The organism is Acidimicrobiales bacterium (genome assembly GCA_034521975.1).
GTDB lineage: Bacteria > Actinomycetota > Acidimicrobiia > Acidimicrobiales > SKKL01 > SKKL01.
In genome coordinates this window covers 388,037-412,330 of sequence record JAXHLR010000006.1, presented here as the reverse complement: position 1 = coordinate 412,330, position 24,294 = coordinate 388,037, and the positions used below count along the sequence as shown (strand labels likewise).

The 24,294-nt window shown below is 69.9% G+C and carries 17 protein-coding genes; 9 read left to right on the top strand and 8 right to left on the bottom strand.

The annotated features are described in order from the left end of the window. Positions 1 to 35: 35 nt before the first annotated feature. The 4 genes from U5K29_11370 to U5K29_11355 all read left to right on the top strand — a co-directional run bounded on the left by U5K29_11370 (position 36) and on the right by U5K29_11355 (position 4,536). Positions 36 to 1,235 carry an ABC transporter permease subunit gene (locus tag U5K29_11370; GenBank protein MDZ7679140.1) on the top strand — a complete coding sequence of 400 codons (1,200 nt, stop codon included), beginning with the start codon at positions 36 to 38 and terminating at the stop codon, positions 1,233 to 1,235. After that, a complete protein-coding gene (locus U5K29_11365; protein MDZ7679139.1) occupies positions 1,232 to 2,500 on the top strand; it encodes an amino acid ABC transporter permease in 1,269 nt (422 codons plus the stop codon). Before U5K29_11370 ends, U5K29_11365 begins: the two co-directional genes overlap by 4 nt. Continuing rightward, positions 2,497 to 3,294 (top strand): amino acid ABC transporter ATP-binding protein, encoded by a 798-nt coding sequence (locus U5K29_11360; GenBank protein MDZ7679138.1) that lies wholly within the window; start codon positions 2,497 to 2,499, stop codon positions 3,292 to 3,294. Before U5K29_11365 ends, U5K29_11360 begins: the two co-directional genes overlap by 4 nt. A gap of 117 nt (positions 3,295 to 3,411) precedes the next feature. Beyond that, positions 3,412 to 4,536, top strand: coding sequence for a M15 family metallopeptidase (locus tag U5K29_11355; protein MDZ7679137.1), 1,125 nt, complete (start codon positions 3,412 to 3,414; stop codon positions 4,534 to 4,536). A gap of 85 nt (positions 4,537 to 4,621) precedes the next feature. Here U5K29_11355 and U5K29_11350 read toward each other — a convergent pair whose 3' ends face one another. The 4 genes from U5K29_11350 to U5K29_11335 form a co-directional block, all read right to left on the bottom strand. Further along, positions 4,622 to 5,254 (bottom strand): hypothetical protein, encoded by a 633-nt coding sequence (locus U5K29_11350; GenBank protein MDZ7679136.1) that lies wholly within the window; start codon positions 5,252 to 5,254, stop codon positions 4,622 to 4,624. Between the two features lie 101 nt (positions 5,255 to 5,355). Further along, positions 5,356 to 8,127, bottom strand: coding sequence for a phosphoenolpyruvate carboxylase (gene ppc / locus U5K29_11345; protein MDZ7679135.1), 2,772 nt, complete (start codon positions 8,125 to 8,127; stop codon positions 5,356 to 5,358). 11 nt (positions 8,128 to 8,138) lie between these two features. Next, the gene (locus U5K29_11340; protein ID MDZ7679134.1) at positions 8,139 to 10,196 is read right to left on the bottom strand and encodes a DNA topoisomerase IV subunit B; all 2,058 of its coding nucleotides are present in this window, start codon (positions 10,194 to 10,196) and stop codon (positions 8,139 to 8,141) included. Next, entirely contained in the window at positions 10,197 to 12,605 is a 2,409-nt protein-coding gene (locus tag U5K29_11335; protein MDZ7679133.1) for a DNA topoisomerase (ATP-hydrolyzing), read from the bottom strand. A gap of 180 nt (positions 12,606 to 12,785) precedes the next feature. On the opposite strand from U5K29_11335, the gene U5K29_11330 reads away from it, so the two are divergent. Together U5K29_11330 and U5K29_11325 are read left to right on the top strand one after the other, a co-directional pair. Continuing rightward, the gene (locus tag U5K29_11330) at positions 12,786 to 13,172 is read left to right on the top strand and encodes a hypothetical protein (protein ID MDZ7679132.1); all 387 of its coding nucleotides are present in this window, start codon (positions 12,786 to 12,788) and stop codon (positions 13,170 to 13,172) included. Next, entirely contained in the window at positions 13,169 to 16,270 is a 3,102-nt protein-coding gene (locus tag U5K29_11325) for a hypothetical protein (protein ID MDZ7679131.1), read from the top strand. The genes U5K29_11330 and U5K29_11325 overlap by 4 nt, the downstream gene beginning before the upstream one ends. A gap of 25 nt (positions 16,271 to 16,295) precedes the next feature. Here the strand turns inward: U5K29_11325 and U5K29_11320 are convergent, their stop codons facing one another. Beyond that, positions 16,296 to 17,102, bottom strand: coding sequence for a maleylpyruvate isomerase family mycothiol-dependent enzyme (locus tag U5K29_11320; GenBank protein MDZ7679130.1), 807 nt, complete (start codon positions 17,100 to 17,102; stop codon positions 16,296 to 16,298). A 75-nt stretch (positions 17,103 to 17,177) separates the two neighbouring features. On the opposite strand from U5K29_11320, the gene U5K29_11315 reads away from it, so the two are divergent. Further along, positions 17,178 to 17,795, top strand: coding sequence for a phytanoyl-CoA dioxygenase family protein (locus U5K29_11315; GenBank protein MDZ7679129.1), 618 nt, complete (start codon positions 17,178 to 17,180; stop codon positions 17,793 to 17,795). Between the two features lie 22 nt (positions 17,796 to 17,817). Here the strand turns inward: U5K29_11315 and U5K29_11310 are convergent, their stop codons facing one another. Together U5K29_11310 and U5K29_11305 are read right to left on the bottom strand one after the other, a co-directional pair. Further along, positions 17,818 to 18,519: a crotonase/enoyl-CoA hydratase family protein gene (locus U5K29_11310; protein ID MDZ7679128.1), complete on the bottom strand. Its 702-nt coding sequence runs from the start codon at positions 18,517 to 18,519 to the stop codon at positions 17,818 to 17,820. Positions 18,520 to 18,549: 30 nt separating this feature from the next. Next, positions 18,550 to 19,740 (bottom strand): site-2 protease family protein, encoded by a 1,191-nt coding sequence (locus U5K29_11305; GenBank protein MDZ7679127.1) that lies wholly within the window; start codon positions 19,738 to 19,740, stop codon positions 18,550 to 18,552. A 142-nt stretch (positions 19,741 to 19,882) separates the two neighbouring features. Between U5K29_11305 and U5K29_11300 the strand changes: the two genes are divergently transcribed. After that, entirely contained in the window at positions 19,883 to 21,487 is a 1,605-nt protein-coding gene (locus tag U5K29_11300; GenBank protein MDZ7679126.1) for an alpha/beta hydrolase, read from the top strand. A 37-nt stretch (positions 21,488 to 21,524) separates the two neighbouring features. Here the strand turns inward: U5K29_11300 and U5K29_11295 are convergent, their stop codons facing one another. Continuing rightward, complete coding sequence (locus U5K29_11295; protein ID MDZ7679125.1) at positions 21,525 to 22,355, bottom strand: DUF3097 family protein; 831 nt, start codon at positions 22,353 to 22,355, stop codon at positions 21,525 to 21,527. A gap of 68 nt (positions 22,356 to 22,423) precedes the next feature. On the opposite strand from U5K29_11295, the gene U5K29_11290 reads away from it, so the two are divergent. Continuing rightward, entirely contained in the window at positions 22,424 to 24,226 is a 1,803-nt protein-coding gene (locus U5K29_11290) for an ABC-F family ATP-binding cassette domain-containing protein (GenBank protein MDZ7679124.1), read from the top strand. Positions 24,227 to 24,294: the final 68 nt, after the last annotated feature.

Below are 24,294 nucleotides of genomic sequence, written 5' to 3'. Positions count from 1 at the left end.
CCCGGGCAGGGTCCTGGCCAGCATCGAGGAGGCGAATGACGGCAGTGGTCGACGCCCCGGATCCCCCGGGGCAGCCGCCCCGATCCAGCCGACCACCGTTGTGGCGCGATGTGCGGGTGATCCGGGTGGTGCTGCAGGTGGCCTTCGCCGTCGCGGTGGTGGCGCTGATCAGCTATCTGTACTCGAACCTGGTCAACAACCTGACCGACCAGGGGATCCGCACCGATTTCGGCTACCTCGACCGGCCCGCGGGGTTCCAGATCCTGGGGTCGGACTTCCGTGCCGCCCAGTCGGTGAGCGACGCGCTCCTGGTGGGCTTGTCCAACACGGTTTCGGTGGCTGTCATCGGCATCGTCCTCACGATGATCCTCGGGATCATCGTCGGGGTGGCCAGCCTCTCCAGCAACTGGTTGGTCCGCAAGGCTGCGACCGTCTATGTCGAGACGCTCCGCAACCTCCCACCGCTGATCGTCATCGTCTTCATGTTCACCGCGGTCATCCTGCGGTTGCCCCGCATCGAGGCACCGGCCGAGTGGTTCGACCTCGCCATCTGGACCAATCGCACCATCTCGATCGCGGCCCCGTCGCTCGACGCGGGCTCGGGAGGATTCCTGCTCGCGCTCGTAACGGCGCTCGTGCTGGCCGCCGTGGTCTGGATCGTGCGAACCCGTCACAACGCCCGGACCGGACAGCCCCACCATCGGGTCGCGTTGTCGGGCCTCGCCTTCCTCGCCGTCGTCGTCCTCGCCTGGAGTCTCACCGGCCGGCCCCTCGGCATCGATCGTCCCGAGGTGGTCGGACGCCAGCTCGAGGGTGGTTGGTCGATGAGCGCCAACTATGCCGCCGTGCTCTTCGCGTTGGTCATCTACACCGCCAGCTACATCGCCGAGATCGTCCGCGGCAGCATCCAAGCGGTGCACAAGGGCCAGACCGAGGCTTCGCTGGCGCTGGCGCTGTCGGGCTTCCAGCGGCTGCGGTTCGTGATCCTGCCCCAGGCCTTTCGCATCGCGGTCCCCGCGATCGCCAACCAGTTCCTGAACCTCACCAAGAACTCGTCGCTGGCCATCGCCGTCGGCTTCGCCGAGCTCACCCAGGTCACGTTCATCGTCATCGGCAACGGGAACCCGGCGCCGCAGTCGATCTTGCTGCTGATGTTTGCCTACCTGTTCCTGTCGCTGGTCATCGCCTTGTTCACCAACATCGTCAACCGTCGCTTCCAGCTGGTGAGCCGATGACCGCCGTGGCCACCCATCCGTCCGGGGCCCCGCGCGGTCGCGCGGCAGGGCCACCCGACACCTCGGTCGGGCCCGTCGGATGGATGCGGGAGAACCTGTTCAACTCGGCGCTGAACGCGGTGCTCACCGCGCTGTTCGGCGCGTTCATCGCCTGGGCTGCTGTGCGCCTCGCCCTGTTGGTGTTCGTGAACTCCGACTGGGAGATCGTCCAGCGGAACCTCACCTCGTTCATGCTCGGGCGATTCGACCGAGCCGAGCTGTGGCGGCCGTGGGCGGCGACCGGCATCCTCGCGGTCACCTTTGGCCTGGTCGGTGGGGCGGGATCGGTCACCGCGGAGCAGATCGCACAACAGGAGGGGCGTCAGCTGCCCCGGATCACCTGGCGCGACCGGCTCCGACGGTTCTGGCCGATGGCCCTGCTCGTCGTGGTCCTGCTCGGCTTCACGCGCACCATCGCCCCGACACTGCTCGCGTTGCTGGTCCTCGCGGTGGGAGTCGTCGCCCGATCGGTCGGTACCCGCCTCCCGAGCGTGCTCAACCGCTTCATCTGGGTGGTGGCCCTGCTGGGGTTCGTCGCGGCCGTCGTGGTGCTCTCCCGGTTCGGGGGCGTTGGGTGGGACGAGTGGGGTGGTCTGCACCTCAGCATCTTCGCCACCGGATCGGGCATCGTGCTGGCGTTCCCCCTCGGGCTCCTGCTGGCCATGGGCCGGAGGTCGTCCCTCCCCGCGGTCCGGATCGTCTCGGTCGGCTACATCGAGTTCTTCCGCGGTGTTCCGCTCATCACCCTGCTGCTCATGGGCCAGTTCATGATCGGGTTCTTCCTGCCGGGCTGGATCGATGCGCCGAGCCAGCTGGCTCGGGCGCTCGTCGCCATCGTGATCTTCGAGTCGGCCTACATCGCCGAGATCGTGCGTGGGGGACTCCAGGGCGTCGACCGCGGCCAGATCGAAGCTGGCCAGGCCTTGGGAATGTCGCCGCTCGCCGTCGTCCGGCGCATCCAGCTCCCGCAGGCGCTGCGTGCTGTCATCCCCGCGATGGTCGGTCAGTTCATCAGCCTGTTCCAGGACACGACGCTGTTCTTCATCCTCGGCTTCGACGAGCTGTTGAACGTCGGCCAGCGGGTCACGAACCAGCCGGACTTCGTGGGCCAGGGTCTGCAATCGGTGACCTTGCCGTTCGTGGCCTTCGTCTTCTGGGCGATCTCGTATTCAATGTCTCGTGAGAGTCGACGCCTCGAGACCCGACTGGGGGTTGGTACCCGATGAGCGATCAGACGACCGGAGGCCAGCGAGGTCTCACCGACGCCGCCACCCTCCCCGGGGGGACCGGTGAGCCGATGATCGTGCTGGAGGGGGTCGAGAAGTGGTTCGGCGACTTCTGCGCCCTGGGGGGCATCGACCTGGTCGTCGGTCGTCAGGAGGTGGTGGTGGTGATCGGCCCGTCGGGTTCGGGCAAGTCCACCCTGATCCGCTGCATCAACCGCCTCGAGAAGCACGACCGCGGTCGCATATCAGTCGATGGCATCGAGATGAGTGACGACATGCGGGCCATCTCCGAGATTCGGCGCGAGTCCGGCATGGTCTTCCAGTCGTTCAACCTGTTCCCTCATCTCACGGTCATGGAGAACATCACCCTGGCCCCTCGCCAGGTACGCCGTCAGCCCAAGGCCGAGGCCGAAGCCCTGGCAATGGAGCTCCTCGAGCGGGTGAAGATCCCCGAGCAGGCCTACAAGTACCCCGGCCAGCTGTCGGGTGGGCAGCAGCAGCGGGTCGCCATCGCCCGGGCACTCGCCATGCGACCCAAGGCCATGCTGTTCGACGAGCCCACATCGGCGCTCGATCCCGAGATGGTGGCCGAGGTGCTCGACGCCATGAAGGAACTGGCTCGCAGCGGCATGACCATGATCGTGGTCACCCACGAGATGGGCTTCGCTCGCGAGGTGGCAGACCGGGTGGTGTTCATGTCCGATGGCGAGGTCGTCGAGGTGGGAACACCGCAACACTTCTTCGAGGATCCCGAGGAGGAACGCACCAAGCTGTTTCTGTCCCAGATCCTCTAGCTGATCGTCGAGCGCGCTTGCGGTTGTGCTCAAGCGGGCTTGTCGATCTGCCGATGGTGAATGGTGCGCGGCGAGGGCCGGCGCCGGGAAGCGAGTGCGAGTGCAGGATCGGTGTCGATGAGTCTCACCCGTTGGCGCGTGGTCGTAGGTGCGGTGATGGTCGCCGGCCTGCTGTGGCCCGCGAGCGCAAGCGCGGACTGGCGTGACGATGAGCGCACCGAGATCGTGCAGCGCCAGCTGGCGTTGGCCGAGGAGCTCGACGAGCTGGCGGCGAGTGACGACGAACTGGCGGACGCGCTCGAAACGCTCGATGTGTGGATCGGCGTGCAGACCGCCGAGGTCGACCACACCCAGGCCGTTCTGGCCGAGGCCACCATCGCCGCCGAACGGTCGGCCGCCGCCGAGGAGGCCAAAGCCGCCGAGATCGACGACCTCGAGGGCCTGATGGCGACCATGGCCGTCAACGCCTACGTACAGCCGCCCAGCGCCGATCATCTCGCGACCTTGAAGAACTCTGCCGCCCCTGCCGACGCCGCCCGGATGTCGGTGTACCTCGACGTGAAGTCCGAGCGTGACACCGACCTGGTCCAACAGCTCCGCCAAGCTCGTGAACAGCTCGGCCGGCTCACGGAACGAACCCGAGCCACCGAAGAGCGGGCCCAGGCTGCCCGCGACGAGGCCGCCTCGACCCTGGAGGACCTTGCCGCGACACGGGGACGGTTCGCGGTGATCCACGACGAGGTTCTGGCCCGGCAGGCCGGCGCAACCTACGAGTCCGAGATCTTCGCGCTCGCGCTCGACCGGTCGAACCGCCACCTGGTCGCCCAGGCCTCGACGCGCCCCGAGTCCCGGCTGCCCCTCACCAGCGTGCGGGGGATCCGGGTGCACCAGTCGATCGCAGGCCAGCTCGAGATGCTGCTGGCTGCGGCCGAGGCCGATGGGATCGTCCTCGGTGGCGGCGGTTTCCGGACCCACGCTGAGCAGATCGAGCTCCGGCGCCTCCACTGCGGCGAGGAGCCGAAGGCCATCTATGAGATGCCGTCGTCGGAGTGCTCACCGCCAACGGCACGCCCCGGCAACTCGATGCACGAGATCGGCCTCGCCGTCGACTTCACCTACAACGGGACGACGATCAGCTCTCGCAACAGTGCTGCGTTTCGGTGGCTGGCCGACAACGCCGACATCTACGGGTTGCACAACCTGGCGAGCGAACCTTGGCACTGGAGCCTGAACGGTTCCTGAGCAGTGGCCTGGCGGGTCGCCGTCGCCAGCTTCGGATGCGCTCTGGTCGTCGGCTGATCTGCAGTGCCACATCGGCACTGGGTCTTCAGCGGCACTGGGTGGTCTCGTCGGGGAACACCACGTCGAAGCTGACCTCGACCGAAGCATCGGGGTCCATGCTCCCGGTGAGCGTCGCCGATCCGGTGATGCGGTTCCCGTCGACGGTGTACGGCGGAGTTTCCGAGGGACCGCTGACGCCGGTCCACCCGCCGGCAGTCTCGACGGAGCTGCCGCCGAAGCGCCCGTCAGGGCTGGCGAAATCGACCGACTGGGTGACACCGACGTTGGCCACCTCGCTGGTGTAGAGGCTGAGGAAGTAGTCACCGCCGGTGTAGGAGACCTCGAGCAGCCGCTCGATGTCCTCGAGATCGGAGCTGTCCTCTTCGCACCGGATCACCTCGTCGAGCCCGATCTCGACCCCGTCGACGGCGACGGTCCCGACCGCACCGCTCCCGCTCGTGGGCTCCCCGCCGTCGTCGCTCGAGCCTTCGCCGATGGGTGGGATGTCATCGTCGGGATCATCGTCGGGCACTCCCGCGAGGTCCTCGTCAGACGTGATGTTGCCCTCGGCATCGGTCTGGAAGGTGAGCGCGGAATCGTCGCCGTCGGTGTCGTCGCCGCACGCCGCCAGTGCCCCGATGAGCAGGGCACTGAGCGCGATCATCGTGATGCGTCGCATGTCGGGTCCATCTCCTCTGCGCCGCACCACGAGTGGCATCGACGGTCGTCGTTGGTTCGAGCACAGGACGGTCTCGGGTCGATCCAGTTACACCTCGTGGCTCAGCCGGTGTTGCGCAGCCCCGCGGCGATGGCGTTGACGGTGAGCAGCAGCGCCCGCTCGGTGTCGGGGTCGGTCTCGTCGTCGGCCCGCACCCTGGCCAGCAGCTCGACCTGCATGGCGTGAAGCGGGTGCAGGTAGCGGTCGCGCACCGCGAGGGTGCGCCGCAGGACGGGTTGTGACTCGAGGTGACCCTCGCCCTGGGTCATCCAGGCGAGCTGCTGCCTCGTGGTCGCGAGCTCGCGTTCGAGGGTGCCCAACAGGTGCTGGTGCTCGGGCTCGACCAGGGTGTCGACGTAGAGGCGGGCGATGCCCAGATCGGTCTTGGCCAGGGCCATCTCGATGTTGGACAGCAGTGTGCGCATGAACCACCACTCACCCGCCATCTCGCGGAGCACGTCGCCGTGTCCGGCCTCGCGTGCGACCGAGATCGCGGTGCCGAGACCGAACCACCCGGGCACGATCTGGCGGCTCTGGGTCCAGCCGAACACCCACGGGATGGCCCGCAGACCGCCCAAGCCGCTGCCCTCCTCGGGCCTCGACGCCGGACGTGAGCCGATGTTGAGCCGGGCCAGCTCCTGTACCGGGGTGGAGCTGAGGAAGTAGGCGACGAGTGACGGATCGTCGACCAGACGGCGGTAGGCGGCCCGCGACGCCCTCGCCATGGTCTCCATCGCCTCGTCGTAGCGACCGGTCGTGTCGGTGTGCTGGCGCGACGTGGTGTGCAGCAGGGTGGCTTCGAGGGTGGCGGCCACCAGGAGCTCGAGGTTGTGGCGGGCGAGGTTCGGCAGCAGGTACTTGTCGGAGATGACCTCGCCCTGCTCGGTGAGCTTCACCGAGGCGTCGACGGCTCCGTGAGGTTGGGAGAGGATCGCGTGGTGGGCCGGCCCGCCCCCACGGCCGACCGACCCACCCCGACCGTGGAACAGGCGCAGGTGCACACCGTGGCGGGAGGCGGTGTCGCGCAGCGCGCGGATGGCCTTCTGGATGGCCCATCGGGAGGCCACGATGCCCCCGTCCTTGTTGGAGTCCGAGTAGCCGAGCATCACCTCCTGCACGTTGCCCCGCGCCGCCACCACCGACCGGTAGCTGGGGGTGGCGAGCAGATCGCCAACGATGCGGTCCGCGGCCTCGAGTTCGTCGATGGTCTCGAGCAGCGGCACGAAGGAGAGGCGGGCCACGCCCTGGCCGACATCGACCAGACCCGACTCGCGGGCCGCGACGACGGCGGCGAGGACGTCGGAGGCACCTCGGGTCATCGACACGATGCAGGTCTCGACCACTCCGTCGCCGTAGCGATCCATGCAGTCCCGCAGCACCGAGAACATCTCGGCGACGCGAGCAGCCGCGGCCGACACCGTGGTGGTGACCCCGCTCAGGGGTCGGGCCCCCGACAGCTCACGGTCGAGCAGGTGCTGACGCCCGAGGTCGTCGTCGGGGTAGACCAAGCCGTTCAGGGCGCACAGCTCCGATACCAGCGTGTTGAACGACTGGCTGTGGTCGCGCACGTCCATCACCGCGAGGTGGAATCCCGAGGCGGCGACGACCCTCCGGACCCCGTCGAGGCGGCCGAGCGCGACCAGCTCCCCGGCCTGTTCGGCGAGGACCTCGCGCAGCAGGTCGAGCTCGGCGACCAGCTCCGAGCCGTCGCGGTAGTCGACGCCGGGCCGGTGTGAACGCCCCGCCCGGTGTCGCTCGCGGGTGTTCTGCACCCGTTGCCGGCAGTACGAGAGTTTGAGCCGGTAGGGCTCCTCGGCGTTGAGGTGGGCGAGGCGCTCCCACACCTCCGGTAGCTGCTCGCGGTCGCGTTCCAGGGACTCGACCAGGCGCGGATCGGTGCCGACGACCTTCGACGAGGGCGACAGCTCGGTGATGAGATCGTTCAGGGCCCGCTCGACGAGGAGGAGTCCGCGGTCGTGCATCCACGCCAGCACCTCGGCGGTGACCTCAGGGGTGACGTTGGGGTTGCCGTCCCGGTCGCCGCCGACCCAGGTGCCGAACCGCACCGGGTTCGCCTCGGCGGGCAGTTCGACCCCGATCCGCTCCAGCTCCAGGCGCAGGTCCGTGGTCAGGTTGGGGAGGATGTCCCACAGCAGCGCCTCGACGTAGAACAGCGCCGACTGGGCCTCGTCGACCGGTCGGGGACGGGCACCACGGATCTCGTCGGTGACCCACAGAAGGTCGATGAGCTCGCCGAGTCGCAGGTCGGAGCGTCGGCGGTCGATGGCGCTGCGGCGCGGGTTGTGGGAGCGGTGCAGTGCCTGGGCGATGTCGGCCAGCTTGGTGAGCACCGAGCGGCGTGAGGCCTCGGTCGGATGGGCGGTGACCACCGGGCGGACCTCGAGGCGTCGGACGGCGTCGGCGATCTCGTCAGCGGGAACCTCGGCTTCGGCCAAACGGTCGACCGCCATGGAGATCCAGCCCCGCTCCTGTTGCTCTGGCTGTTCGAGGACGGTGATGCGGTGGCTCTGCTCGGCCACGGTCGCCAGGTGGAAGTAGGTGGTGTAGGCGCGGGACAGGCGGATGGCCGCAAGGGCGTCGACGGTGCCGAGGTGACGCCTCAGCTCGTCGGCAGCCGTCTCGTCGCCTTCGGTGGCGAGACCGGAGAGACGCCGGACCTCCTCGACCTCGTCGAGCAGTTCCTGGCCTCCCTGGCGGACCAGGGTGCGCCCGAGCTCGTCACCGAGGTGGCGGATGTCGGCGCGCAGCTCGGCATCGACCGCGCTGCGCCACTGGTCGATCGGTGCATCAGTCGGATTCGTGGAGTCGGACATCGGACCTCGTCTCAGATGTCGAGTGCTTCCTGGTCGACGAAGCTGGCCCGCTCGAGCAGGAAGTCGCGACGGCGGGGCACGTCGTTGCCCATGAGGACCTCGAACAAGTCGGCCTCGCTGGCCGCATCCTTGGCGTCGGCGACGGTCATGCGCTTGAGGATGCGCGTCTCGGAGTCGAGCGCGGTCTCGGCCAGCTCGGCGACCTCCATCTCGCCGAGACCCTTGAAGCGGCTCCACTGGATGTTCTCGGCCTTGCGGTTGCCGGTGGCCAGCTCGGCGGTGATGGCGTCGCGCTCGGCGTCGGTGAACGCGCGGTGGGTCTGGCCCCCGACCTTGGTGGTGTACAGCGGCGGCTGGGCGGCGAAGATGCGTCCCTCGTCGAGCATGGGCCGCATGTAGCGGTGGAACAGGGTGAGCAGCAGGCAGCGGATGTGGCTGCCGTCGACGTCGGCGTCGCAGAGGATGATGATGCGTCCGTAGCGGGCGAGGTCGATGTCGAACTCCTTGCCCGACCCGGCGCCGACGGTGGTGAAGATCGCCTGGGCCTCGGTGTTGTCGAGCACCTGTTTGGTGGTGGCCTTGCCCGCGTTGACGATCTTGCCGCGGATCGGCAGCACCGCCTGGGTCTCGGAGTGACGGCCCTGCACCGCGGGCCCGGCTGCGGAGTCGCCCTCGACGATGATGAGCTCGGAGTCGATTCCGTGCACCCGGCAGTCGCGCAGCTTGTCGGGCATGCCGGTCGAGCCGAGGTTGGCCGCTTTCCGCTTGTTCTCCAGCGCCTGCTTGGAGGTGACCCGGTTGATGACGGCGCTGGCGAGCTTCTCGCGCACCGCGTTGACGTGGGTCTTCTTTCCGTCGCCGCCGATCCAGGCCGAAAAGCCCGACTTCACGACGTCGTAGACGATGCTCGACACCCCCGGAGTGCCCAGCTCCTCCTTGGTCTGGCCCCGGAACTGCGGCTCGGGCAGCGTGACCTTCAGCACGGCGACCAGGCCCTCCTGGACGTCGTCCTTGGTGGCCTTGTCCTTGCTCTCCTTGGCCAGCTTGGCCAGCTTGCGGACATCGGCCAGCAACACCTCGTTGACCACCCGGGTCATGGCCCGCTCGAAGCCGGCCACGTGGGTTCCGCCCTCGGTGGTGGGGATGGTGTTCACGAAGCTCACGACATGGGGGTCGAAGCCCTTGACCCAGCGCATGGCCAGCTCGACGGTGCAGGTGCGCTCGATCTCGACCATCGAGCCACCCTGGGAGACCTTCTCGGTGAAGGTGCCGTCGCCGGCGAGCCGGATGACCTCGGTGAGGTTCTCGCCGACGCTGAGGTAGTCGACGAAGTCGGCCAGGCCGCCCTTGGAGACGAACTCCTCGGGTTCGCCACGGGCGCCAGGACGCTTGTCGGTGAGGCGGATCTTGAGACCCGGCACGAGAAAGGACATGCGGGCCAGGCGCTCGCGCACGCTCGGGTAGGAGATCGAGGCGTCGGGGTCGAAGATCTCGGTGTCGGGCCAGAACCGGACCCGGGTGCCGGTGGTGTTGGTGTTGCGGAGCTTCTTGACCTTCTCGAGCTTGGAGGAGGGCGTGAAGGTGCCGTCGGTGTTGAACCGGCCGGGCAGGCGCTCGTCGAAGCCGAGGCGCCACGTGTGGCCGTCGCGATCGACCTCGGCGACGAGCTTGGCGGACAGCGCGTTGACCACCGATGCACCCACGCCGTGCAGGCCTCCCGAGGAGGTGTAGGCGCCCGAGCCGAACTTGCCGCCGGCGTGCAGCTCGGTGAAGACGATCTCGAGCGCGGTGCGGCCCTTGTCCTTGGCGTCGATGGGGATGCCCCGGCCGTTGTCGGTGACCTCGACCGAGCCGTCGCGGTGGAACGTGACCTCGATGCGGGTTGCATGGCCGCCGGCCGCCTCGTCGATCGCGTTGTCGATCAGCTCCCACAGCAGGTGTGACAGCCCGTCTGAACCGGTGCCGCCGATGTACATGCCCGGGCGCTTGCGGACCGCCTCGAGTCCCTTGAGGACCTGGATGTGGGAGGCGTCGTAGCTGGTGGTCTCGGGTGTGCGGTGCCTGGCCATCTAGAACCTCCGTGTTCCCGCGCCGAGGATGCGTTCGTCGGTGGGGGCGCTCTGGGTGTCGCGACGGCTCGGGGTGAGGTGAAGGGCGACGGGGGTCGGGTCGGGCTTGGTCGGCGCGTCGGGCTGGCCGACGACCACGGCCAGGTCGTCGATCGGTCCGACGCGGGCGAAGGCGAGGTGCTTCTCGGTCTTGAACCGGGTGAGGCGGACCCCGCCCGCGCCGCGTCCCTTGGCGGGGATCTCGGCGGCGTCGGTGAGCTTGGCCGTGCCCGTGTCGGTGACCGAGAGGATCATGGCGCCGTCGGGAACGAGGCCCGCGGCGATGACCGCGGCACCGGCCTTCACCTTCATGCCGGCGACACCGCTCGCGCCCCGACCCTGGACGCTCACCCCGGCGACCGCGGTGCGGAGGGCCTGGGCGTCGTCGGTGACCATGACGACGTCGGCGTCGTCGGGTGCGGGCATGGCGGCGACCAGGCGGTCGTCGCCCTTGAGGCCGATGACGGCACCGCCCGACTTGGTACCGGCCAGCTCCGCGGCGGTGATGCGCTTGGCGATACCCGAGCGGGTGACCAACAGGACCATGTCGTCGCCGGGCACGAGCAGGGTGATCACCCGCTCGCCGTGCTTGAGGTCGACGACCTCGGCCGCGTTGGCGCCCCGGTTTCGTCCCGCCACCTCGGGGACCTCCATGGCGGTGACTCCGAGCGCGCGACCGGTGTCGGTGACGGCGAACACCGTGGCGTGGTTGGTGGTCTCGACCGCCGACACCAGCACGTCGTGGCGACCGAGTGACGGTTTGGTGACCCCTCCCTCGGGTTCGCGGCCGATGAGGCCCGATGTCGACAGGGTGACGATGCAGGGATCGTCGGTGATCTCGAGTGGCATGGGCTCGGCGGGAGACACGTCATCGATGTCGTCGGGCCCCAGGATCGAGGTGCGTCGGGGTCGTCCGAGCCGGTCGACGAGCTCGCCGAGCTCGCGGAGCACGATGGTGCGCCGGCGCTGTTCGGACCCGAGGATGGTCTCGAGGTCGGTGATGCGGGCCACCAGCTCGTCGCGCTCCTCCTCCAGCTTGAGCTTCTCGAGCGCGGTGAGACGGCGCAGCGCCATGTCGAGGATGGCGTTGGCCTGCACCTCGCTGAGGCCGAAGCGCTCGATCAACGCCGATCGGGCCTCGGCGGTGTCCTGGGAGCCGCGGATGATCCTCACCACCTCGTCGATGGCGTCGAGGGCGACGAGGAACCCCTCGACCAGGTGCAACCGGTCCCGAGTCTTGCCCAGACGGAACCGGCTGCGGCGCACCACGACGTCGAGGCGATGGTCGACATAGGCCAAGCACAGGTCGTAGAGGCCGAGGGTCTTCGGCTCGCCGTTCACCAGCACCACGTTGTTGATGCCGAAGGTCTCCTCCATGGGGGTGAGGCGGTAGAGCTCGGTGAGCACGGCGCGGGGGTTGACCCCGGTCTTGCACTCGATCTGGATGCGCATGCCGTGGTGGCGGTCGGTGAGGTTCTTCGCCTCGGCGATGCCCGACAGCTTGCCGGTCAGCATCAGCTCCTTGATCTTGGCGATGACCCGTTCGGGTCCGACCAGGTAGGGGAGCTCGGTGATCTCGATGCCCTGGCGCCGGGCGGTGACCTGGGCGATCTCGGCCCTGGCCCTGATACGCACGCTGCCCCGGCCGGTCCGGTAGGCCTCGTGCAACCCGTCGTCGATGACGATGCCGCCCGAGGGAAAGTCGGGAGCGGGGAGCGCTTCCATGAGCTCGTCGATGGTGGGCTTGGGGCGGCGCTTGGTCATCACCACCTTGATGGCCTCGTACACCTCACTGAGGTTGTGGGGTGCCATGTTGGTGGCCATCCCCACCGCGATGCCCGAGACCCCGTTGACCAACAGGTTCGGCAGCACGGCGGGCAGGGCGACGGGTTCGTCGTTCTCGCCGTCGTAGGTGGTGCGGAAGTCGACGGTCTCCTCGTCGATCTCGCCGAGCATGTCCATGGCCGCAGGGGTGAGCCGGCACTCGGTGTAGCGGGCGGCGGCCGGCGGATCGTCGAGCGACCCGAAGTTGCCCTGTGGCTGCACCAGGGTGACGTTGCGGCCGAAGTCCTGGCCGAGGCGGGTGAGGGCGTCGTAGATGGCGGCGTCGCCGTGGGGGTGGTACTTGCCCATGGTCTCGCCGACCACGCGCGCGCTCTTGCGGGTGGGGGTGTCGGGGCGGATGCCCATGGAGTACATGGCGAAGAGGATCCGGCGCTGGACCGGCTTGAGGCCGTCGCGGACGTCGGGAAGCGCGCGCGAGGTGATGACCGACATCGAGTAGGCGAGGAACGACTCGCTCAACTCGTCGGTGACGGGGGTGTCGATCACCTCGCGGGCGAAGGGAACGAGCTCTCCCTGCTGGGCCATGGGCAGTACTCCGGTGAGAACCTGAGGGGATCGGGTCGCGGCGACGATGCTAGCTGGCGAACAGGCGTTCGATGCACGGAGCGACCCGCACCCCACCAGGATGGTCGATCCCTGCACGACGACGGCGGACCCGGGGACACCACCGCGTGAGTGTGAAACCCCGCGTGTACATTGCCAGGGATGGCGAGGGCGCGAACAGCACCGGCAACGACGGGCTGGGGAGCCCATCTGCCCTGGAGGCGGCGTCCGCTCCGCCGAACCAGCGACCCCACGTTGCTGCTCGGCCACGCGGGCCCGTTGACGACGGGCTCGGTCGCAGCGGTGGTCGTGGGCGTCGCACTGGCCCTGACCATGTCGCGCACCCTCGCTCCCTACGCGTTCACGTTGTCGTCGGTCGTCGCTGTCGGACTGCTCGGCGCCGCCCGGCGGGCAGATGTCGCCCTCCGCCCCGACAACCAGCCCGACAGATCGGCTCGATCGCGACGGGCGGCTGCTGCGGTCGTCGTGCTCGCGCTGATCGGCACCGGGCTCTCGGCCTGGACCATCGCGCTGGACGTCGCCCGATGATCGACGTGCGGGGCAGCCGACAGGGTCGCTCGACCTGGCGCGCACGATTCGTCCGGTCATGGGTGTTCGTGGCGATGGTGCTGGTCGTGCTCCCCCTCATGGGCACCCCTGCGGGGGCCCAGCGCCCCGACCCGACCGGGTTCTTCGACGCGGTCGCTGAGTGCCCCGCCGATGCCGCGGTGCTCGTCGCGGTGCTCACCGACGACGCCGATCCGGCCAAGGCCGAACCGGTGGTCGACGTGGTGCGCCTGCTCGCCGGCCTCGACCGAGAGCGCGTCGAGATCCTGGTCGCCGCGGCCTCGCCCGAGCTCCGAACGGTGGCGCCGTGGGGGCCCGTCACCGCTGGGAGCGCCGATCGGATGGCGGGTTTCCTGGAGGCGGCAGCGCCCTCCGAGGGTGACGAGGCGTCGCCACCGCTCTCGCTCGACATCGGGCTGGCCGGTGTGGACGACGCCCTCGATGAGCGGATCGGCGAGCTCGATGACCCCGCGACCGCGTGCCGGGTGGTGATCGTGCTCAGCTCGGGCCAGCTCGCCGCCGGAGCTGGTGAACGAGCCTGCGAGCCGGGTGGCCCGGTCGATCGCCTCCGCGAGGACTCCACCCCGCTCTGGATCACCTCACCCGGATCCGACCAGCTCGGAGACGGTGTTGCCGAGACGCTCGACGCGGTGGTCTCTGGCACCGGGTGCGGTACCGCTCCGGCCGAGCCCCCGGGTCGGTACCTGCCAACCGACGACGTCGGACCGGTCGTCGCCGATCTCGCCCAGCTCGTCGGTCGCCTCCGGGGCGGTCTGGTCACCGCCGTTGACCTCGCGGTCTGCAGCGGTGAGCCCTGCGACGAGGGGACCCGAGCGGTCACCCTCGACCCGGTGCTCGGCCGGTTCTCGGTCACGGCGGTGCTTCCCGACGACACCGCCCACCTGGTCGTCGGCCTGCCCCGCGGCATCGAGTTCCCCGTCTCCGAGCGCGCCGGCGGCCCCATCGGCGCCGGGTCGTTCACGCTCCGATCCACCTGGGTCACGCCCCGTGTGGTGCGCCTCGAGACCGAGGTGAGCCCCACCGAGACCGACTGGCCGGGCGAGTGGACCTTCACCGCCGTCTCCCCGGAGGCGGAGGAGACCGGCGACGCCGGTGCCGCCCAGCTGGTGATCGAGACCGTTCCGGGCCTCACCCCTCAGGTGGTCGGGTCCCCGCAGCTCGTTCCCGGCCGCGAGGTGGTCCTCGGGGCCGAGGTCACCGACAACGAGGGCAGGCTCGTGGGTCCGTCCTCGTTCGCCGACCGGGTCGGCCTCGTCGCGGTGATCGAGTCGTCCGGCGACGAGCTGCTGCGCGTCCCCCTCCAGAGCAACGAGTCAGGATCGTGGCGCGGACTCGTCGAGCTACCCGACACGTTCGGTGTCGACGGCGACCTGGAACCGGTCACCGTCCGCCTGGTGCTCAGCACCGACAGCAGCCTCGGCCCGCTGCCCGACGTCGTCACCACCACCCAGGCGCTGGTGCTCGACCTATCGGCGTGGCCGTCGCTGTCGGGTGGCGCCGTCGCGCTGCGAGGCGAGGCCGGTTCCGTGGCCACCGGCGTGGTGACCGTCACCGCGGGCGACGAGGTCGATGGGTGTGTGTGGCTCCAGCAGGGAGCCCTCGACACCGGACCCGAGGGGAGTGCCCTGGTCCTCGCCGACGATGCCCGTTCGGCGCTGTCGTGCGCGGTGGTGCCTGCCGGCCAGACCGTCGACATCCCGCTGAGGGTCGACCTCGGCGGGCTCGAGACGGGGCGCTACGACGGTTCCTCGGTCATCGCCCTGTCCGTCAGCGGCAGCGACACCTTCGACGCGGTCGATGTCGACGTCGTGCTCGATGTCGTCGCACCGGTGAACACCACCCGGCGAGCGTTGATCGCGGCCGCCATGAGCCTCATCGCGCTCGTCATCCCGCTGCTGGCCCTCTGGGTCCTCGACTGGGTCAAGGCCCGGTTCCGCCCGTCGAAGCAGGCGGTGGCCACCGACGTGTGGGTCGCGGTGTGGTCCGACGGATCGATCTATCGGGTCGACACCGATGGCAGTCCGCTCATCCTCAGCGACGACCTCTGCGAGGCGGCCGATCTCCCGCGAGCGCGGCACTTCGACTGGCGCGACCTGCACTTCTCGGTCCGCAACGCCGCCAGCCCGCTCCGGCCCCCGGTGGGCACCGTCGCCTCCGCCGACGCCCCTGTCGTGGCCAGCGGCGGCGCCGTCGTCGACGAAGACACGGTGGTGGGCCGGGTGCCGATGAGCCTGTCGAGCACCTGGGTCTTCGTGCTCCAACCAGACGCCACCCGCGACGCGGCCAGCGACCCGTCGGCGCCCGACTTCTTCGCCGCCTACGGCCGTTTGGTGGTCATCCGCTCGTCGCTGGATGCTGCGCCTGTCGACCTCTCGGGGCTGCCCCGACAGGCACAGCGGCTCGCCCGGACCGTCCGCACCGCACGCAGAGAGGACAGCGGCAGCGCCCAGGACATGCTCGACTTCGTCGAGGTCAACGCCTCGATGCCTCGCGACCTTCCGCGAATGCGGGACCACGCCGACGACGAACGAGAGGACGTGCCCCCGCACCGCGCCTTGCCCCGCAGCGAGGAGGCCTACGACTTCTCTGATCTGGACGGGCTCTACTCGACAGACGAGGAGGTGCTCGACACCGCCGGGGAGGAGCACCTGGCCGAGGCCGAGCGGTGGGAGGAGATCGAGGCCGAGGAGTCGAGGGTGCCGGGAGAGGTCGGGAACCGGTCCGAGCGGGAGGTTGGCCACGCGCCCGACGATGACGAGACGGAGCCGGCCGCGGACCTCGACGACGGTTCCGGAGACGACGCTCCTTCGGGGGTCGACATCGGGTTCGGGATCGTGTTCGAGGATCGGGTCAACCCCAGCGCGTTCCTCGACCCCGACGACCAGCAGCCCGTCGCGGAGCCCTCAACACCACCCGATCCCGGCGACGACCGCGGTGAGGACGAGGACCAGGATCCCTCGGGCGCCGGCGATGACCGACCCGCCAGCGATTCGACCCTCGACTGGGCCCGGCGTGCTCGTCCCAGCTGGCCGACTCCCGGCCGCCGCGACGACTCCTGATCGCATCACCGGTGGCCTTGGGGACTCAGATCGTGAAGGCCATGTTGTCGAGGACGCGGCGGGCCAGATCGACGTCGCCGCTCAGCGCGGCCCGGCCCGTGTCGAGCGCGTGCTGCGCGCTCCACCGACCACACCCCAGGGCGTTGTAGGCCTCGGTGTCGAGGTGGATGGTCGCGTCGGGATCTGACGGCTCGCGGTCGAGGATGCGCGCCCGCCCGTCGACGAAGACCGGCAGGATCATGGGCAACGAGCCGGTGATGTCGAAGGTCACGGTGGTGCCGTCGGGTGCGCCCGCCCTCTTGGCGACGATGTAGCCGAGCTTGCTGGTCACCTCTCCAACGGAGTGGGCCGCGACCGGCCCGTCGAGGTGGCCTGGTCGGTCCGTCGCTCGGCGGATGTCTTGTTCATGCTCCCAGCAGTCGAACACCCGGATCTCCATGAACCGGCGGTAGGGGCCTTCTCCCTCGGGGGTGAACCCCACCTCGTCCCACGCCTCGGCCGGTAGGGCCCGCAGCTGCTCGAGGCGCCGGGCGGTGACGTCGCGGAACTCGTCGAGGATCTCTGCCCCGGAGCGCCCCCGGCGGGCGACGACCCAGGCCTCGTTGAACTCGCCGATGGCGTTGCGCACGTGGGGTCCGGGCTCGGGCGGCGGCTCGGGGGTATCTTCGCCGAGCAACATCCGCTCGGTGCCGATCATGTGGGACACGACGTCGCGCACCGTCCAGCCGGGGAGATCGGTTGGCAGCTCCCAGTCGGTTGCGCTGACCTCGGTCAACAGATCGGCGATGGACGCCCAGGTCTGGTCGAGCAGATCGATCACCGGTTCGGTCATGGGGCCCTCCCTGTGTGGTCCGTCGAGGCGAACCTACTCGCCACAGGTGCACGCCCGGCTGCCAGACTCACTTCGATGGACGACCTGGTCGCTGTTCGGTACCGGCGCGACGGCCACGTCGTGGTCCGCTCGGCGGTGAACGACGCCTTCGTCCGGACCGCGCTCGACCACCTCGTCGGGTACCCGTCTCCTCCCAACGGGTTGGTGGCGGTCAGTCCCGACCACGACCCGATCGCCGCCGAGCTCGGGACCGATCTCGGTCTCACCGGCCTGGCTGCAGGTCTGCTCGGTGCCGAGCCCCGCCTGTTCGGCTTCACCTACGTGGTGAAGCCGCCACGGTCCTCGGTGGTGGTGCTCTGGCACCAGGACGGCCACCCGTGGCGAGAGCGGTTGGGGATCGAGCACGCCCTCACGCTGTGGGTCGCGCTCGACCCGGCCACGCCCGACAGCGGTGGGCTACGGGTCATCCCCGGCAGCCAACGGACGGGGCTGCACCCGCTGCACACCAGGGTCGACGTTGCCAACGTGTTCGGGTGGGCGAGCGATCCCGACCTGGTCGACGAGGCGGCGGCGATCGACGTCGAGCTCGAACCGGGTGACGTGTCGGTGCATCACCCCGCTCTGTTCCACGCGTCGGGCCCCAACCGCACCGGTCGCCGCCGGGCTGCGCTCGGGCTCCGCTTCCGGGTGTGAGCGGTCCGCCACACCCGAGTGCCTAGCCCAAGGTGAGTTGGGCGATGTCGTCCTCGAGGGTCGACCGAACGCGGCGAAGCGTCGAGTCTCGCAACCGCTTCTTGGTCTCGGCGACCGCACCCCGGCGCAGCTCGCCGAGCCGACGCGCCTCCGCGATCGCTGCGGCGATCAACTCGTCGGGTTCGACGAGCCAGTCGAGGTAGCCGGCGTCGACCGCCCCGTCCGGAGCGTAGATGCAGGCCTGGGCGGTGGCCGCGGTGAGCTGGGCGGACGACAGGCGGTCGCGAGCCAGCTCGATCGCGAACGAAGGGAGCGCCAGCCCGATGCCCACCTCGTTGAGCCCGATCTTGAAGTCGCCCGCGTGACCGACGCGGGTGTCGGCGCTGAGCAACAGCAGCGCTCCACCGGCGAGGGCGTGTCCGGTGCATGCGGCGACCACCGGCTGAGGGTGGCCGTAGAGGCGCAGGAAGAACTCGGCGCCGGCCAGCACCAGGTCCTGCAGCGGCTTGTCGCCGGCCTGCATCACCGACAGGTCGAACCCGGCGGAGAATCGTCCGGGTCGTCCCTGGATCACAACGGACTGGGCATCGGTGAGGGCCTGGTCGAGTCCGGCGTGCATGGCCTCGAGCACCTCGTGGGAGATGGCGTTGGCCCGACCGTCGTCGAGGTGCAGCACCGCCACCCCGTCGTCGATGCTCACCGAAAGCGCGTCGTCTGTGCTCATTCTCCGACGCTACCGCGCCGGGTGGTGGGGTCAGCCCGGATGGGCGCCGGTGCGCGGAGTGGGTGGAGGAGCGGATGGTGTGGCGGTCGGGACGCGTCCGGAGCCGGCCTGGTGGATGAGCCGACTGAGGTCGGCGCGACTGATCACGCCCACCAGGCACAGGCGCGAGTCGTACACGACGATCTCGGGGCGGTCGTCGCTCGGGATGCGATCGAACACCTGGATGAGCGGTTCGGTGTCCCATGCGGTGGTGACCGCGGCGATAGGTGTCGCGATGTCGGCCAGGTGCACGAAGCCCCGGCGGTTGGGTGGTACCCGTCGGATGTCGTCGAGGGTGACGATGCTGCGCAGGACGCCGTCGGACTCGCGGACGACGAAGGCGGTGTGGTCGCCTCCGTCGCCGAGCACCGCGATGAGACCGTCGACGGTGAGCCACTCGTCGACGATCGGCGGGTCGGGGCGGGCTGCCTCAACGGCGGTGATGCCGGCCAGCGATCCCCTGGCCATCGCCGAACGCCCCTCGGCCACCGCGCTCTGCCAGATGAACCAACCGATCAGGGCCGTCCAGAGCGCCACCATGCCGTCACCGGTGACGAACTGCCACCCGGCGAACCCGAAGAGCCCGGCGCCGAGCAGGCGACCGGCGTTGGCGGCACCGACCAGCCCCTTGGTCCGGTTGCCGGTGCGCCACCACCACACCGCGGCGAGCACCCGACCCCCGTCGAGGGGAGCGGCGGGCAGCGCGTTGAACGCGGCCAGCAGGGCGTTGATGAGGGCGAGCCAGGCCAGGACCTCGACCGCGAGTGGGTCGAGGCCGACCTGCGACGAGGACCAGGCCAGCCCCCAGAAGCCGAGTGCGAGCACGCCGCTGGAGATGGGACCGACCCCGGCGATGCGCAACTCGGCGCGGGGGCTCGGCGCCTCGCCGCCCAGGTTGGCGATCCCTCCGAGCAGCCACAGGGTGATGCCCTCGACCGGCAGACCATGGCGCTTGGCCACGATGGCGTGGGACAGCTCGTGGACCAGGATCGAGCTGAAGAAGACGGCGACGGTGATCGCAGCAGCCAACCAGTAGGCCCCGATGCCGTATCCGGGGTTCGAGTGGGGGAACCGGCCCTCGGCCAGACCCAGCGCGAAGACGGCTGCGATGATCAGTAGTGACCACGACAACCCGACCGGGACACCGGCGATCCTGCCGAGTCGGATGCTGGCTGACTCCACTGCTTCCTCCCGTGGCGCTGCGTCGGGTCAGCGACCCACACCGCACAGGCTACCGGGGCCGGTCCCCTCCTGAGGGGGGCCAGGGCGCTGGCGGCGGTGCCGGTGACCGATCCGTGGTCGGGTCGCGCCCTATCGTGAGGCGATGCCTCGAGCACACCCCACGACGACTCCTCCGTTCGACCGCAGTCACCGGTGGACGCGAACGCTGGCCGCGCTGGTCGCGGTGGGCATGCTCGCGTCGGCCTGCTCCGACGACGCGACGACCGACGCGTCCGACGACGGTGGCACCTGGACCTGGCCCACCGACACCAGCCCGCCGGCGACCGATCCCGGTGACGGCACCGATGAGGAGGACCCCGACTCCCGCGAGCCCACCGGATCGATCGACTGGAGCACCTCGGGCTCGTTGGACCAGGGCACTCTCGACGTTCCCCTCGACCACTCCGATCCCGGTGCCGGCACCATCGAGCTGGCCGTGGCCCGCCGCCCTGCTGCCGATCCCGACGATCGCATCGGGGCGATCCTGGTCAACTTCGGCGGGCCCGGGGCATCGGGGGTCGAGATGGCGGGCTTTCTCGGCTTGTTGTTCTCGAGCGACCTGCGTGACCGCTTCGACCTCGTCACCTGGGATCCGCGGGGCGTGGGCGACAGCACCCAGGTCCGCTGCGGCGACGGCGAGCTCATGGATCGGTTCGTTGCGGCCGATCCCGTGCCCCAGACACCCGAGGCCGAAGCCGAGGTCGAGGCCATCGTCCGCGAGTTCGCCGAGGCGTGCGAGCGCGACAGCGGCGAGCTGCTTCCCCACCTGCACACCGAGGCGAGTGCCCGCGACATGGACCTCATCCGGGACGCGATGGGGGAGGAGGAGATCAGCTATGTCGGGTTCTCCTACGGCACGGTGCTCGGCGCGACCTACGCGGAGCTGTTCCCCGATCGTGTGCGCGCCGCGGTGCTCGACGGTGCGTACCCGCGCAGCCTGGGGATGGCCGACAAGAGCGAGGGCCAGGCCATGGGCTTCGAACGTTCGCTCGACGCCTGGTTCGAGTGGTGCACGCCGCGGCGGTGCTCGTTCGCTGCCGGTGGTGACCCCGCGGTGCAGTTCGACCAGCTCTTCGAGACCATCCGGGCCGGATCGCTGCCCGCCGACGATCCCGATGGACGTCAGCTGACCGTGGGCCTGGCCTGGACGGGTGTGCTCGCGGCGCTCTACACACCCGAGCTGTGGCCCCAGCTCGACCGGGGCCTCGCCACGGCCCGCGACGACGGCGATGGCAGCGGGCTGCTGTCGCTCGCCGACTTCTACAACGAGCGATCCCCCGGGGGTGAGTACAGCACGCTGCACTACGCCTTCACCGCCTACACCTGCATGGACTCTCCAGCGCCGACGCCGGCCGAGGAGCAGGCTGCCATCGAGGCGGCACTGGAGGTCGCACCGCGGGTGGGTCCGGTGTTCGTGTCGGCGCCGAGTCCGTGTGAGTTCTGGCCGGTCGAGGCCCATGGCAGCGATGATCCGTTCTCGATCCCCGATGCGCCACCGATCCTGGTGGTGGCCACCACGGGCGATCCCGCCACCCCCTACGAGTGGGGGGTGGCGCTCGCCGACGAGTTGGCCACCGGTCATCTGCTGTCGGTCGAGGGCGAGGGTCACACGGCGTTCGGAACGGGAAACGCCTGTGTGGATCGCACCGTCGAGACCTACCTCGTCGAGCTCGATCTGCCCGACGCCGGGTTCGAGTGCGCCGCCTGAGCGACCCCGCCGAGGCCTGGGGGCTGCGTTCTGGCGCTCACCCCTGGGGTTCGGTGACGAAGTCGATGAGTTGTTCCACTGCTCCGACCAGGGGTGTCTCGAGGTCTCGGTAGCTGGTCACCCGTCCCAGCACCTGCTTCCAGAACCGTCCTGGCGCATCGTCGACCCCCAGCCGCGCGCAGACGCCCTCCTTCCACGGCTCGCCCATGGGAACCTCGGGCCAGGCATCGATCCCGACCACCGACGGGCGGATGGCGGCCCACACATCGACATAGGGATGGCCGGTGATGCACACATCGGGGTGGTCGATCGCCGAGGCGGCTCGTTGCTCCTTGCTGCGGTCGACCAGGTGGTCGAGCAGGATCCCCAACCGGCGCCCGGGCCGGGGCCCGAACCCCCGCACGACCGAGGCAAGGTCGTCCATGCCGTCGAGGCGTTCGACCACGATGCCCTCGACCCGGAGGTCGTCACCCCAGACCTTCTCGAGCAGTTCGGCATCGTGGACCCCCTCGACGAGGATGCGGCTGGCGCGGGCGACCCGTGCCGGCGTGTCCGGCACCGCGATCGAGCCCGAGGCGGTGGTGCCGGGTCCGCCGGCGGATGCTGGGGTGGGTTCGACGACGAGGGTGCATGGCCGTCCCTCGACGAGGAAGGCCCCGTCGGCGAGACGGAGCATCCGATCGCGCCCGTGGCGGTCGCGGATGGTGATGCGGCCTGTGGCGACCTCGACGACCGCGCCCACCGCGCCGGACGGCCGGTGCTCGACGACCATTCCCGGGGTGACCGCGACCTTGGGGTGGGCGGTCGGCCGGCGCCGGGGCCCGTCGACGTCGAGCGGCTCTGGGGCGAGGTGGCGGGGGCGACTCATGGGCAGTCGATCGTAGGTGGCGCTGTTCCGATGTCGGTGGACCGCCCGGACCACCTACCCTGCCAGGCGTGATCCTGGTCGACTGCGCGCAGATCTCGGCTTTTCGGCCCGGTAGGGCCCTGTTCGAGGACCTGTCGGTCACGGTCTCGAGCGGTGACCGGCTCGGCATCGTCGGGCTGAACGGCACCGGCAAGTCAACCCTGCTGCGGGTGCTCGCGGGCATCTCCGAAGCCGAGTCGGGCACGGTGCGACGCGGGCGGGGCACCAGGGTGGCGATGCTCGACCAGGAGGCGGAGCTTCCCGCCGGTCCGGCGCTGGCCGCGGTGGGCGACTCCTGGGAAGCCGAAGCCGTGCTCGACCGGTTGGGCATGGGACCCTTCGCCGACCGTCTGATCGCCGAGCTGTCCGGTGGTCAGCGCAAGCGGGTCGCGCTGGCCCGTGCGCTGGTCTCCGAGTGCGACCTGTTGATCCTCGACGAGCCGACCAACCACCTCGACATCGACGGCATCGCCTGGTTGGAGGACCGGCTCCTCGGCTTCGGCGGCGGTCTGGTGCTGGTCACCCACGACCGCCATCTGCTCGACCGGGTCACGACCCGGATCCTCGAGCTCGATCGCGGCCGCGGCTACGTGCACGAGGGTGGCTACGCCAGCTACCTCGAAGCCAAGGCCGAGCGCGAGGAGCGGGCGGCGACCGCGGAGGCGGTGCGCAAGAACCTGGCCCGCTCCGAGCTGGCCTGGCTGCGGCGCGGTGCTCCCGCCCGGACCCGAAAGCCCAAGGCACGCATCGAAGCCGCCACCGCCGTCGTCGACGGCAAGGCCCAGGCTCCGGCCCGATCCGGGGACCTCGACCTGCACTTCGGGACGCCACGCCTCGGCGACAAGGTGGTCGAGCTGTCGGGCGTCGGCCACCGCTTCGGGGACGACCCCTGGCTGTTCCGGGACGTGGACCTGGCGCTCGACCGCCGCGAGCGGCTCGGTGTCGTCGGCATCAACGGCACCGGCAAGTCGACCCTGCTCGACATCATCGCTGGTCGCATCGACGCCGCGGAGGGCACCGTCGAGACCGGCCCCACCGTGTCGCTCGGCTACTACGACCAGCTCACCCGCGAGCTCGACCCCGCCGCGCGGGTCCGCCAGGTCGTCGCCGGACCCCACCGCGACCCCGACTGGACCGACGCCCGTCTGCTCGAGGCGTTCTGGTTCGACTCCGACACCCAGTGGGCCCCCGTCGAACTGCTCTCCGGCGGTGAACGGCGACGCCTCCAGTTGCTGACCGTGCTCGCGGCCAAGCCCAACGTGTTGCTCCTCGACGAACCGACCAACGACCTCGACGTCGACACCCTGCGGGTGCTCGAGGACTTCCTCGACGAGTGGCCGGGTGCGCTGGTCGTGGTCAGCCACGACCGGGCGTTCCTCGAGCGCACCGTCACCGACGTCGTCGTCCTCGACGGCCAAGGACGTGCCGGTCGCCGGCCCGGTGGCTACGTCGCCTGGGAGGAGGAGCGCAGAGCCCTGCGGTCGACGAAGAACGCGGGTGGGGCCAAGGCTCGCAAATCGCCGAAGGCCGCCAAGGCGGGCAAGAGATCCAAGGCGAATCGGCCCACACCGCCCACACCAGCGACGGCTCGGGCCACCGCACCGTCGGGCCGCTCGCGCTCGGCCGTTCGCAAGGAGCTGTCGTCGGCCGAGCGGGAACTGGAACGGATCCAGGCCCGCCACGACGAGCTCACCGCCGAGGTCGATGCGGTCCGCGGCGACCACGAGCGCCTCGCCCTGCTGGGCGAGGCGCTGGCCGAGCTGGACGACACCCGTCGGGTCGCCGAGGATCGCTGGCTCCACCTCACCGACGAGCTCGACTCCACCGGTTGATCTCGGAGGTGCACGGTGTGGGCCCGCCCGCGTAGGTTCGAGCGGCACGCTGGCGGCTCGTATCCTGT